The organism is Carboxylicivirga marina (assembly GCF_016612505.1).
In the GTDB taxonomy this organism is placed as follows: domain Bacteria; phylum Bacteroidota; class Bacteroidia; order Bacteroidales; family Marinilabiliaceae; genus Carboxylicivirga; species Carboxylicivirga marina.
This window is the reverse complement of the sequence record NZ_JAENRR010000013.1, coordinates 106,673-119,640: the sequence shown is the minus strand read 5'-3', so window position 1 is coordinate 119,640 and position 12,968 is coordinate 106,673. Positions and strand designations below refer to the sequence as shown.

Below are 12,968 nucleotides of genomic sequence, written 5' to 3'. Positions count from 1 at the left end.
CAGATGGGATGGTTTTTGGAAACATTTTTCTGACGTATACTACACTAAAAATGCTGCGTAATATGAGAACTGCACCCTTTAAAATTAATACTCTAATATTCAGATAGTGTTAGGGAAATATTAGCTATTTGTTAAGTGTTATTGCGCTATCAGCTTAACTCCATTAATCAACGTGCATCACTGCCAGAAAGGCCTGTGTGCTGTTAAAATCCTGTTTGTGATATTGGAAAATGGCTAGAGCTTATATTCAGCTTTGGTCAGCGAAATTTCTCGTTAGTTTTGTTCATAAGCGTTTGTCTAAAGGGGAATTCACGATTGACGCTACACTTTAATTGCCCTGTAGCAAAAAGTCACTCTGGTTTTGGCGAAGAGACACCAGTATTAAGTTCATTTTAACTATTTCTTGATGAAAGTAAGCCAGAGCATAACGTTTATGCTCTTTTTTGTACATTTAACCATTGCCCCATTTCGGAACAACTCTTAATTTTGTTCGATAAAATCAGATCAATGCAAAAGTCTCTATTATATATTTGGATTCTATCTTTCGTGTTTACTGCTTATGTTGAAGCGCAAAATGATTGGGAAAACCCGCATGTGTTTGCCTTTAATAAACAGGCAGGCCGAGCATCGTTTGATTCCTATTCAAAAGCACGGCACGCCTTAACTTTCAATCGCGATAATGCCGAATTTTTCCAATTACTAAATGGATACTGGCAATTTAATTGGGTTAAAACACCAGCACAAAGGCCGTTAGAATTTTACCACAATGATTTTGATGATACCGGCTGGGATAGTATTAAAGTTCCCTCTAATTGGGAGTTAGAAGGCTACGGTATTCCAATATACGTCAATACGACCTACCCATTTGCAATGACTAATCCTCAACCACCCACGATTCCTGATGGATGGAATCCGGTAGGTTCTTATCGAAAGACGTTTGTTATTGATGATAATTGGGACGGGAAACGTGTGTTTCTGCATTTGGGAGCTGTTAAGTCGGCGATGTACCTGTGGATAAATGGGCAGAAGGTTGGCTATTCGCAAGGTTCTAAACTCCCTGCCGAATTTGAGATAAGCAATTACATTCATCAAGGTGAAAATATCCTGGCTTTGGAGGTCTATCGGTGGAGTGATGGTTCATACCTGGAGTGTCAGGATTTTTGGCGCTTATCGGGCATTGAACGCGATGTGTATTTATATGCAACAAATGATATTCGACTTCGCGATTTGCATTTTAATTGCGATCTGGATTCACTATATCACAATGCTACTTATAGTATTGATGTGGCTATTGAGGCCGATAAAATGCGAGGAAATTATCAATTGGAAACACGGCTGTTGGATGGAAATAAAGAGGTATCCATTATTAAACATTTGATTGTTATTGATAGTACATCAACCACCGTGCAGTTGAAAGGAGAGCTTGAACAGCCCTTGCTTTGGAATGCCGAAACACCCAATCTTTATACACTTAGTGTTTTGCTTAAAGATGAAAACAACAAGGAATTGGAAGCAACTGCCATCAAAGTTGGTTTTCGTGATGTGAAAATTATGGGTGGGCAGCTTCTGGTCAATGGAAAAGCTATATATCTTAAGGGTGTTAACCGTCATGAGCATGATGAGTATACAGGGCATGTCGTTAGTCGCGAATCAATGTTGCAGGATATTCGCCTGATGAAAGAGCATAATATTAATGCGGTTCGAACAAGTCATTATCCCAACGACCCCTTGTGGTATCAATTGTGCGATGAGCATGGTATTTATGTGATTGATGAGGCCAATATTGAATCACATGGAATGGGTTATGGAGAACGTTCATTGGCTAAGGACACCATATGGAAAGCAGCGCACCTGGACCGCGTACAGCGAATGGTGCAACGCGATAAAAATCATCCTTCCATTATTATCTGGTCACTTGGTAATGAGGCGGGCGATGGTGTTAACTTTGAGGCCTGTTCCGATTGGATACACACTTTTGATTCTTCACGACCTGTACATTATGAGCGAGCCGGCCAAAGACTTCATACCGATATTGTGTGTCCCATGTATTCGCCAATTGATCACCTGATTCACTATGGCCGACAAGTACAAAAACGACCATTTATTTTATGTGAATATGCACATGCCATGGGCAATAGTGTAGGCAACCTTCAGGATTACTGGGATGTGATTGAGCGCTATGATAATCTGCAAGGCGGTTTTATCTGGGATTGGGTTGACCAGGGCCTAGTCAAATATACCGATGACGGACAAAAATACTGGGCTTATGGTGGCGACTACGGGCCTGATGATATACCAAGCGACCGTAACTTCTGCATGAACGGATTAGTTAACCCGGATAGAACCTTACATCCGGCTATACATGAAGTGAAAAAGGTGTATCAGAACATTGCTTTTAAATCGATTCCTTTTGATAACAATGCCCTAATGGTAACCAATAAATACGATTTTATCACACTCGATAATTTCGATTTTCAATGGGAGATGTTGGAAGATGGTTATGTTGTTTCAGCGGGAGAATTAGAGATGGAAAGTATACAGCCTGGCGAAACAAAGAAAACTCCTTTTTACATGGATGCCTGGAAACGAAAAGAGGATAAGGAGTATTTCATAAATATAAAAGCTGTATTGAAAGATGATTGGGGAGTTCTTTCAGCGGGAACGATATTAGCAAGTGAGCAAATGCATCTGGGTAATCATTATCAGGGTGAACGTGCTAAAAGCAGATTAGCTGTCCAGGTATATCAAACCGATGAATCATATGTGGTGGGTGGAGAACGCTTTCTGGCTCAGTTCGACATGGAATCTGGCGGATTGTACTCCTATAGTTATAAAGATAAGGAATTGCTGGCTGATGATTTGATACCAACATTTTGGAAAGCTCCCAATGATAACGACCATGGCTACAACATGGTGAAGGAACTCGATGTGTGGCGTAGAGCCATGGATGATGCGAAGGTGGTGTATTCTAATATGTCGCGTATTGGTAACCTACAGGCAGTGGTGAGTTTTCGTTTATGCCTGCCTCTTGTTGATGCGCATATTAACATAGATTACTTTGTAGCTGGCGATGGCGAAATAACACTTAGCTATGCTTTTGACACAAATAATAAGGAGTTGCAGATGATACCGCGCATTGGCTTAAAAATGGCAATGACATCTGAATACAATCAGGTAAAATGGTATGGTAGAGGTCCGTGGGAAAATTACCCTGATCGAAAATCGGCTGCAGATATTGGAGTATACGAAAGCTCAGTGAGTGAGCAGTTCTTCAATTATGCCAGCCCACAAGACAATGGATACAAAACAGATGTTCGTTGGGTAACATTACAAAATAATGCTGGTAGCGGTATAGAAATCAGGGCAACTGAGCCTTTTGGTTTTTCGGCCCTGCATTATACTGCCGATGATTTTACGACAGATGAAAGAGGGGTGCTTCATCCATTTGACTTAAAAGAGCGACCCGAAGTTTATCTGCACATTGATCATAAAATGATGGGAGTGGGAGGTGATAACTCATGGGGAGCCCGACCGCATGCCAACTATTCCATAACACCGGGTAGGTACACATTTCAAATGGTGATGAAGCCATTTGAATAGTAACCTCATTTGTTTTATTGATTGGTGATGAAGTTCTCTTTCTGCTTAGCTTTTAGCTGCTCAATGGTTTTGTGGAAGGCATTTATCTGATTCCTCTGCATGCGTGATTTCTCGGTCAGATGTTGGTTTTGTTCAAATAAATTCTCTTTTGAACTTTTGAGTTTTTCAACTTGTTGCTTGAGGTTTTCTTCCTGTTTAAGCATGCGTTCCATGCGTTTTTCAAGAGAGGTGTTTTTATCGAGCACTTCCTTTAGGTGTTTCTTAAAAAAACCTTTTTCTTTTTTTGACTCCCGCAGCTTGTCATTGGCTGTTTCAAGATGATGATTGAGCCCTGTCTTTCGTTTTAATAAAAGTTCATATTCATTACTCAGGTTGTCATAATCTTGCTGCAGTCTATCGAATTGTTGTTCTTTATGCTTCAAGGCAAGATTAAGATTGTATTTCTCTGCTTTTTCAAAACCCCACTTTGTGCGGCGATAATGCACTTTATTTTTATCGAAATATATATGCTCAATGGAAGGGTGTTTCTTGAGTTGCAATACATATGCTAATACGTCATATGCAGTTTTAAAGATGGGTAGTTTGTTTAATGAAGGCATTTGGGGTTAGTTTCGAATTACTTGTGTATTTTTATTACCAACAAATATAAGGAGCTTGTTAATAATTAAACAAATGATTTTAAGCAATATTTGTTTTTATTTGTGTTAAATAATTATAATTAAACAAAGATGACGCAACCTCAGGAAGTAATAAAATATTGCCCAAAATGTGGCTCCGGAGATTTTATCTACGATGGCAGCAAATCATTTAAATGCCAGACGTGTCAGTTTCATTTTTTTATTAATTCGGCCTGCGCTGTGGCAGCTCTAATTGTAAATGATAATGGTGAGTTGCTGCTCACGCGTCGCGCCTGTGAGCCTAATATTGGTATGTTAGATTTGCCAGGAGGATTTGTAGATCCGATGGAAAGAGCTGAACAATCCACTATTCGGGAAATAAAGGAAGAGTTAAACCTTGAAATTACTGAAATGCAGTTTATTGCTTCTTACCCAAATGAGTATGTTTTCTCGGGTTATACAGTATTTACAATAGATTTGGCATTTCTATGCAAGGTTAAAAACTTTGACAATATGCATGCTCAGGATGATATTAGTGGCTTTGAATTTATTAAACCTGATGATATTGACTTTAATGATGTGAGTTCTTCATCCATTAAGAATATTATAAATGCCTACAAAAAGTTGATTTAGACTGAAAATAAATTAGCGGCTTAATGGAATTGAATGGAGTTCAAAAGGTCATATTTTTCTATTTTTAAAAGAAAAAATGAGTCAGGAATTACAAGTTCTAGTAATAAGTGCTGCTTCCATTGGATTCTTCCACACATTGCTTGGCCCCGATCATTATTTACCATTTATCATGATTGGAAAGGCACGCGAGTGGAAACTGGGGAAGGTGCTGGGACTCACTATTCTTTGTGGAATTGGACATATACTTAGTTCGGTAATTGTTGGTTTAGTTGGTATTGCGCTTGAACTGCAGGTGGAGAAACTCAATTGGTTTGAATCATTCAGAGGGAATCTGGCCGCCTGGGCACTCATTGCATTCGGGTTATTATATGCCTTATGGGGCATTCGTCGCTGGTATAAGAAACATCGCCACAGTCACGTCGATGATATTGAAAATTCAAAAAACATTACACCCTGGGTGTTATTCATCATTTTTGCCCTTGGTCCATGCGAACCTTTAATTCCAATTTTGATGTATCCGGCAGCAATTGAAAGTGCAGGCGCATTGGTGATGGTAACCAGCATATTTGGCTTAACAACTTTGCTGACAATGACAGGAGCTGTTTTAGCTGTTTCTTATGGATTATCATTTGTTAATTTAAAACGCTTTGAAAATTTGGGGCACCCCATTGCAGGTTTTGTTATTTTCTTATCCGGTTTAGCCATACAGGTTCTTGGCTTGTAATTAACTGGGCATAAATGATGGATTAAGTACGTAACCTTTAGTATTTAAAAACGTTACATGATTCATATTCTGGTGCTGTAATTGTATGATGATGGTGCCGGTTTTATGAACCCATGTTGTTAATGAAAAAAAAGGACGTTTTGAGTAGGTTATTGCTTGGATTTACCATCTTGCTATTGTCTTGTAGTGTCGTTGTGGCGCAACAATATGATTTTCGTAACTATAATGAATCTGATGGATTAGAACATCCTTTTATAGAATGTGTCGTTCAGGATTCAACAGGTTATACCTGGATTGGTACAACGGAAGGCTTGTACTTATATGATGGGTCTTACTTCGATAGCTTCAGACATAGCCAGGCGGATTCTCTTTCAATATCAGATAACCACATTAATACCATTTATATTGATAATGAAAAAGAAGTATTGTGGATCGGGACTAACTTTGGAGGAGTTAATAAGTTTGATCTTAAGACATTTACCTTTGAGCATATTCAACGTGAAGAGGATGAGCATCATAAGGTTGGAATAGGCGCCATTCATGCACTGCTAAAAGTCAAAGATTGGTTGTTCATCGGAACAGATGACCATGGACTTCAGGTTTACAATACTGTTACTCATGAGTTTATTGACATCCTCGATGAAGCCGATAGTAATACATTAGATGTTAATGCCATAAAATATAAAAACGGAATTTTATATCTGGGTACAAACGATGGAGTATACTCATACTCGTTAGACCGATTATTGCGACAGGAATACAAGTTTAGCAAGGCTCCTTTTTGTGATTGTGATAAAACGGTTAATTCACTGAGTTTTATTAATGACTCCACCTTGTTGATTTGTTTTTCAGACCGGCTGATGAAGAAGAATATCTTCTCCAACGAAAAGGAGATATTATATGAGAAAAGCAGGGAGGAGGCAATGCTCACCAAGCATCTGGTTGATGAAAGAAACAACCTTTGGGTAGGTACGAATGGCGGAGGATTGATTCAATTAACTAAAGATGGTGCTTACATATCAAAACATCAGGAGAAAAATGGAAAAGGGGCTTTGGCAAACGACTGGATAAGTGCTTTGAGTTATTCTGACGAACATGATATATTGTGGGTTGGCACCAAAGATGGACTATCAAAATACTCTGATCATTACATTCGCTTTAATCAGTTTGAAACCAGTCATGAAGAAGATGGCTCTTTGGATAATATTTTTTTCTTGTTGAAAGATTCAAAGCAGCAATATTGGTGGTGGACCTATGATGGATTGTTTAAGCAAAATGAAGATAACAGAGTTGATAAATTTATTGCAACCAAAGAGGGAAGCAACCAATGTGATACGATATCATGCGGTTATGAAGAAGAGGGCCAAATACTTCATTTAGGTACGTTTAATGGGCTATTATCGATAGATTTAAATACTAATCAGTATACAAGAAAGACGTTTTTTACTGAAGGATGTAATGAGCATTACCTTAATGTTATTAAGGATATTCGTGCCTATGACGGATATCTGTGGTTGGCAACTTATGATGCTGTAGTAAGGTATCAACCCCATAGTGCCAGTTATACGGTTTATCCATACCCGGAAGAGTACAAATATCAGAATACTATAAAAATAACAACGGCTAATTTTGATTCCAATGGCACCTTCTGGATGGGCGACAAGGATGGCTATATCATGGCATTTAATACTTTTGACAAGTCATTTCGGAGGTATTCTGCCAATCTGAAGACTGAGCAAGGTGGTAAGCGTTATAATCGAATAATGCACCTTCTAAATCACAATGACAGCACCATTTTTGTGGCCACCTATGGAACAGGGCTGTTAACTTTAAATAAATTAAGTGGTGCAATTAATCAGGTTCCTGATAGTGAGTTGTTAACGACTAATGTGTATTCAATTTATAAAGATGAGGAAGGTTTTTTATGGATGAATACAAACTCGAGGATTTTAAGATATTCTTTTGTTGACAAGCAGATATTAAGTTTTGGAAAAAGTGATGGTACCATGTGTCGTGAGTTTAATGGAAAGGCACATTATCAGGATAAAGATGGAACCATTTTAATGGGAGGTTTTGGTGGTTTTGTAGAGTTTAATCCCAATGAATTTCCTTTTAATAATATAGCTCCACACGTTGATTTAGGTTCGTACTCACTCGAAAATGATAATCAAATAATCGCAGGTCAGGTCTACCGAAATTGGGAGTATATTGGAGCTGATACTCTGGAAATTAAAACAGATCATCAACCAATCTCCTTTTATGCCAGTGTACTTAATTATGAAAATTCCCAAAAGAATATGTCGGCTTGGCAACTTGACGGGTATGAGAGTAATTATGACACCTTAATGGGATTCAGTTATAAAACATACAGTTCATTGCCAGAAGGTACCTATACGCTAAGGGTTAAAGGGTGTAACAACGACCGTTTTTGGAATGATGTAGGAGATTCACTGACTATTATTGTAAAACCAATATTTACTGATAGCAAGCTTTTTAAGGCCTTTTTGATTTTGTTGGTTATTCTGGTAATTTATGCGTTCTATATCTTCAGGATTAAATATTTGCGACGCAAACAAAAGCTAATGGCCGCTCAGGTTCAGGAACGTACTATACAGTTGTTAAATGCCAATGCCGAATTAGAGGAAAGTAAGGAAGAGGTGGTGGCTCGAAAAAAGGAATTAGAGCGTCATCGTTTTTATCTGGAAGATCTGATTCAAGAGCGAACAGTAGATTTGGAGAAGGCTAAAATGAAAGCTGAAGAGTCGGATCGTTTAAAAACAGCATTTCTGGCTAACCTATCTCATGAAATTCGAACCCCAATGAATTCAATCGTTGGCTTTTCAACTCTCTTATCCAGTGATGTATATTCGGCTGATGAACGTAAAGAATTTGCCAATGTTGTTCAAAAAAGTAGTGATAGTTTACTTGTGTTAATTAATGATATCATTGATATATCAAGAATAGAAACCGGCCAGGTTAATCTGGTCCAAAGTTGGATTAATTTGCCTGCTCTATGTAAAGATGTATTTAAATCTTTAGAACTCAATGTAAATTCACTGACAGTTAATTATGAGTTAGATATTCAGTTGCCAAATGCCAATTTTGAGCTTTGGACTGATCCTGAGCGTTTGAAACAAATACTCATTAATCTTTTAAATAATGCTCTCAAATTCACTTCAGAAGGACATGTTAAGCTTAAAGTAAGGTTAGAAACAACGACATTTCAAAATGACGATGAGAATGGTGTAACGAATGCATCACGCGTCTTATTTGAAATAGAAGACACCGGCCTGGGAATTGCGAAAGAGTACCATAACAACATATTCTCGCCATTTCAAAAAGTGGAAAACGGACACGATGTGCATGGTGGCATTGGTTTAGGTTTAAGTATTGTCAGGCAACTTGTTGAAATGCTGGGAGGTAAAATATGGTTACATTCGCAACTTGAAGAAGGCACCAGTTTTTATTTTTACCTGCCATGTACAAAAAAAGGTCAGGCCTAAGCCCAACCTAATTTAAATATCTTGTGTTCTGAAAAATCCTATATAACTGGTGTACCTTTATATACCGACGATTGAGGTATCGGAACGATGATGCCTCGGTATTGTACACGTCGCGACGAGTTTCCCTGAACTGTTGCATTGGCAATTTGTCCATCAGAATTACAATCTAAACGAATGTCGAAAGAACCTAGAGCCGATGTTACGTAAACCGTTATAAAGTACGTTCCTTTCTTCTCATTTTTCTTAACCTCATATTTGGTAACCTTGCCTCTAACTGAAACACCGCCTACGCCATTTTGTCCCATGCCTGTGTTTGAACCAAGTTGAACAAAAGCTTCCTCACCTTCAATGGCGATGAAGTTTAAGCTGCTATTCACATTTACACTCGAGCCTCTTTTGTTTTGCAGTGTATTTGCTTCCAGAACCCACTGTTTTCCATCAATAGCTATAGATAAAACGAGTGCCATCTGCTCGCTCAGCTCTTTTTGTTGTTGTTTGTGCAATGCACGTCTTTCTTTACGTGTTAATTTTTTTTCTTCAACTTCCTGACCGAATACTATAAGGGTGAAGCTAAATATTAAACTAAATATTAATATCTTTTTCATGACGACTCCTATTTGGTTAATACTACGAATACTGGTTGTTTCAAAATTAATGCCATTTTATTCTGTAACCAATATTCCACTCAATCACCTCGGCAACAGAGAAGTTATGAGCGCGTACTAACAGCCCGGTGTACATGTCATTTTTAAAGTGGTATTTTATACCAAATTTTTGGTACAGCAAGGGGTTGGCATTTGTTCCTTTTTTACGAAGTGCCAGGATGCCTATGTACGAGGCAACCGATAGGCGATCAATTGTAAATTCATAAGCCCCAAATACCCCAAGCATCATTTTTTCTGATAGTTTATCTGAAAAGTTTACAATTGGCGTTTCGTTTCCATCCGATGGGTTTTCAATTGTCACATTCTGTGTTTCATCGTAGGTGATATCGATACCACCACCAAATTTATTTTTCCAGGTTGATTGTTTTAGCCAGGCTGCTGAAAAATTAAAATAGGAGTGCATCACATCTGCCGAACCAATAGGCATACTCGGATCTTGTGGCTCATTAGGATTGTCATATAATATATTACGGGCCCCCATGCCAAATTGTATAGCCACTTCGTAATGTTGGCCATAAGCAGGTTGAGGTTTTTTAATCAATAAAGGTCGATCTTTGAAGCTATAGCTTACTTCTATCGAGGGAGAAAGCAGGTTAATGCCGCTATTTGGTTTTTTTGTTCCCCCATTAGAGAAATGTGTGAAGCCAAATGCTCCCCTGATGTCCCATCTTGGGCTAAGGTGGTATTGGTAAAATAAATTGGCATCGATGTATACGGTTCTATATGATCCTATGGCTACTTGAAATGGGTTGGTATAGGCGTCATAAGGCTCCCAGTTGTAGGTTAATCCAAATCCCAATTCATAGCCCCACATGCTTTTCTCTCCCCTTCTGAATGGAAATCCCATAAAACCATATAATGCCATGGGTTTACCTAACTCATCGACATTAAAAAAGTTGGCATTGTAAAAAGCCACACCATAATATGGAAAATTAAAAATGTGATGCCACTCACGGCTGCCATTTGTTTGGACATTGTAAGAAATATTAAGTGCCTGATAATAATCGATAACCTGATTGGCTTCGTTTTCACCTTTTACAAAGTCATTGGTTTGCAAAACTCTACCGGCATGGTAGCGCAGTGATATAGATTTGACATTCTTCGGTATTTTCTCTGAACGAGTGGAATCATTGTTCTGTGCTTCTTGAGCTATTAATTGCATTCCTAATGCAATAATAATTAATGTTGTAATTATCCTCATAGATGTGTTATTAAGTGGTTTGGTTTTGAATTTAGAAATGAGCAATTAATTTATCTGCATAATGCTTTGTTTATAATGTTACATTATTACGACAAAGAAGATCATAATAAAGTTTAGCATTTTTTAATATTTAGTGGAATCAATTTTGCTTTGCTCTGTCAAAATTTCTAGTAAAATGGAGAAAGTCAGGTGTATTTTAAGTGTTTGTATATTGGTATTTAGTCATATGACTGCTTTCGGTCAGCAACCTTTATCCAATAAATATTATCAATTAGGATGGGACAATGATGTGTTTATGATGACTGATTATTACTATTCTCAAGGTATGTCATTTGGCACCTATCATCCTTTTTTTAAGTATAATCCCGTAAATCTTATACTAATAAAACCTAAAGGCTATAAGGAAGTTGTTTACGGCTTTTCGGGTTTTCAAAGGACTTATACGCCCAAAAACTTAAAGAGTGATGAGATTCAATATACCGATAGACCATACGCAGGCGTATTGGTATTTACTTCGCATGCCAGGGCAACGAATGCTCAAGCCGGATGGTTGTTTAGCTCTGAATTAGATATAGGCGTAATGGGACCTGCATCGGGGGCCGGACATGTGCAGTATCGTTATCACGAATGGTCGGATAATACTTTGCCTAATGGATGGCACCATCAGCAATATAACTGGCCTGTATTAAACTATAATTTCGAAGCTACAAAGCAACTCTACGAAGTGGAAGGTTTTGAATTTTATGCCAAAGGTGGTGCACGTTTAGGTACTTTACACGATGATGCTTCTGTAGGATTGCTTTTGCGAGCAGGAAAAATGGATAGTTACATGGAAAGTATGGGCTTACCTTTAATGGGAAATACAGGTAAATGGCAGATGTATTTTAATACTGAACCTACTATAACAGTGGTTGGATACAATGCTACTTTGATGGGTGGTTGGCATCGTAATGAGAAAATTCATTACGTAGAATTTAATGAGATGGAGAAAATAATTGGTCGATGGCGAACCGGACTAGGGGCTAGTTACAAGTCATTTGGAATAAATTTCGATGTCATTTTGCAATCAAAAGAGTTTAAAGGTGGAGTACACCATTGGTATACATCTACCCGTTTATTTATTAATTTTTAGAGGCGAGCAGGCTATACAAAACCACAGATGCGCCAATAATCACCATTCCTGCAATTGAGATAATATCGGGTGACTCATTGGGTAAGATGACCCAGCTTAAAGTTGCACCAAATACCGGGATGATAAATTTATAAATATTGAGGTCGGATACTTTTATTCCTGGCTTTTGCAGCAAGAAGAACCACAAAGTAAAAGCAGTGGCTGATAAAAAGCTCAACCATGACAGTGCCAGATAATATTCTGTTGGAAATGCAAAGCCATTAAATGGTTCGGTAAATAATGAAAAGAGAAACAGTAAAGCGCCGCCTATTATCATTTGAATCGAATTTAAAACAATAGGAGAGATGGTGTTTCTGTTTTTACTGACAAAAACATTGCCCACTCCCGACGCAATATTGGCTACAACCAATAAGGCAATCCCTAGTAATTCATTCCAGCTATCAGGCCCGCTTATTCCCTTAGGAATAGCAATTAAAATGATGCCACTAATTCCAGAAGAAATAATTAGTGTTTTGCGAAGGCTCATTTTATCATTACTCATCATTACATGAGCTGTAAGAGCTGCAAACAGTGGCTGTGAGCCAATGATAATAGCCGCCAGAGCACCATCAATTAAGTCAACACCCCAATAAAATAAAGCATATAAAACAAAGGTTTGTGAGGCAGATACTTTAATGACCAGCCACAAGTTTTGCTTGATGGCAGTAATGTACTTTGTAATGGATTTTACAAGAGGTAACAATAATAATCCTGAGAAGAAGAATCGTAATCCGGCAAATTGAATGGGTGTCGTATACTCAAGACCTATTTTTATGCCAACAAAAGCAGTTGACCATAACAAACAGGCAATAATGGCTAAAACGGTGTTTTTAATTGCTTCTTTCTGCATCTGA

General features: G+C 38.0%; 9 protein-coding genes. 5 read left to right on the top strand and 4 right to left on the bottom strand.

Annotated features, from left to right (window positions below; genetic code table 11):
* The first annotated feature begins 507 nt into the window (after positions 1-507).
* Positions 508-3,600: a glycoside hydrolase family 2 TIM barrel-domain containing protein gene (locus JIV24_RS07765; protein WP_200464456.1), complete on the top strand. Its 3,093-nt coding sequence runs from the start codon at positions 508-510 to the stop codon at positions 3,598-3,600.
* A gap of 14 nt (positions 3,601-3,614) precedes the next feature.
* On the opposite strand, the gene JIV24_RS07760 is transcribed toward JIV24_RS07765, so the two are convergent.
* Positions 3,615-4,199, bottom strand: a complete 585-nt coding sequence (locus tag JIV24_RS07760) for a hypothetical protein (protein ID WP_200464455.1) — start codon at positions 4,197-4,199, stop codon at positions 3,615-3,617.
* Between the two features lie 129 nt (positions 4,200-4,328).
* On the opposite strand from JIV24_RS07760, the gene JIV24_RS07755 reads away from it, so the two are divergent.
* The 3 genes from JIV24_RS07755 (at position 4,329) to JIV24_RS07745 (ending at position 9,077) form a co-directional block, all read left to right on the top strand.
* Entirely contained in the window at positions 4,329-4,850 is a 522-nt protein-coding gene (locus tag JIV24_RS07755; protein ID WP_200464454.1) for an NUDIX hydrolase, read from the top strand.
* Between the two features lie 76 nt (positions 4,851-4,926).
* A complete protein-coding gene (locus JIV24_RS07750) occupies positions 4,927-5,574 on the top strand; it encodes an urease accessory protein UreH domain-containing protein (protein WP_200464453.1) in 648 nt (215 codons plus the stop codon).
* 122 nt (positions 5,575-5,696) lie between these two features.
* Positions 5,697-9,077, top strand: coding sequence for a sensor histidine kinase (locus JIV24_RS07745; protein ID WP_200464452.1), 3,381 nt, complete (start codon positions 5,697-5,699; stop codon positions 9,075-9,077).
* A 38-nt stretch (positions 9,078-9,115) separates the two neighbouring features.
* Here the strand turns inward: JIV24_RS07745 and JIV24_RS07740 are convergent, their stop codons facing one another.
* Together JIV24_RS07740 and JIV24_RS07735 are read right to left on the bottom strand one after the other, a co-directional pair.
* Positions 9,116-9,682, bottom strand: coding sequence for a DUF4251 domain-containing protein (locus JIV24_RS07740; protein ID WP_200464451.1), 567 nt, complete (start codon positions 9,680-9,682; stop codon positions 9,116-9,118).
* Between the two features lie 46 nt (positions 9,683-9,728).
* Positions 9,729-10,943 carry an acyloxyacyl hydrolase gene (locus tag JIV24_RS07735; protein ID WP_200464450.1) on the bottom strand — a complete coding sequence of 405 codons (1,215 nt, stop codon included), beginning with the start codon at positions 10,941-10,943 and terminating at the stop codon, positions 9,729-9,731.
* 175 nt (positions 10,944-11,118) lie between these two features.
* Between JIV24_RS07735 and JIV24_RS07730 the strand changes: the two genes are divergently transcribed.
* Positions 11,119-12,075, top strand: a complete 957-nt coding sequence (locus JIV24_RS07730) for a lipid A deacylase LpxR family protein (RefSeq protein ID WP_200464449.1) — start codon at positions 11,119-11,121, stop codon at positions 12,073-12,075.
* On the opposite strand, the gene JIV24_RS07725 is transcribed toward JIV24_RS07730, so the two are convergent.
* Positions 12,065-12,964 carry a DMT family transporter gene (locus JIV24_RS07725; RefSeq protein ID WP_200464448.1) on the bottom strand — a complete coding sequence of 300 codons (900 nt, stop codon included), beginning with the start codon at positions 12,962-12,964 and terminating at the stop codon, positions 12,065-12,067. The genes JIV24_RS07730 and JIV24_RS07725 overlap by 11 nt on opposite strands.
* Between the last annotated feature and the right edge of the window lie 4 nt (positions 12,965-12,968).

Excerpts from the sequence above, each read along its gene's own strand:
- JIV24_RS07765 (WP_200464456.1), top strand. The coding sequence starts at position 508 with ATGCAAAAGTCTCTATTATATATTTGGATTCTATCTTTCGTGTTTACT.
- JIV24_RS07760 (WP_200464455.1), bottom strand. The coding sequence starts at position 4,199 with ATGCCTTCATTAAACAAACTACCCATCTTTAAAACTGCATATGACGTA.
- JIV24_RS07755 (WP_200464454.1), top strand. The coding sequence starts at position 4,329 with ATGACGCAACCTCAGGAAGTAATAAAATATTGCCCAAAATGTGGCTCC.
- JIV24_RS07750 (WP_200464453.1), top strand. The coding sequence starts at position 4,927 with ATGAGTCAGGAATTACAAGTTCTAGTAATAAGTGCTGCTTCCATTGGA.
- JIV24_RS07745 (WP_200464452.1), top strand. The coding sequence starts at position 5,697 with ATGAAAAAAAAGGACGTTTTGAGTAGGTTATTGCTTGGATTTACCATC.
- JIV24_RS07740 (WP_200464451.1), bottom strand. The coding sequence starts at position 9,682 with ATGAAAAAGATATTAATATTTAGTTTAATATTTAGCTTCACCCTTATA.
- JIV24_RS07735 (WP_200464450.1), bottom strand. The coding sequence starts at position 10,943 with ATGAGGATAATTACAACATTAATTATTATTGCATTAGGAATGCAATTA.
- JIV24_RS07730 (WP_200464449.1), top strand. The coding sequence starts at position 11,119 with ATGGAGAAAGTCAGGTGTATTTTAAGTGTTTGTATATTGGTATTTAGT.
- JIV24_RS07725 (WP_200464448.1), bottom strand. The coding sequence starts at position 12,964 with ATGCAGAAAGAAGCAATTAAAAACACCGTTTTAGCCATTATTGCCTGT.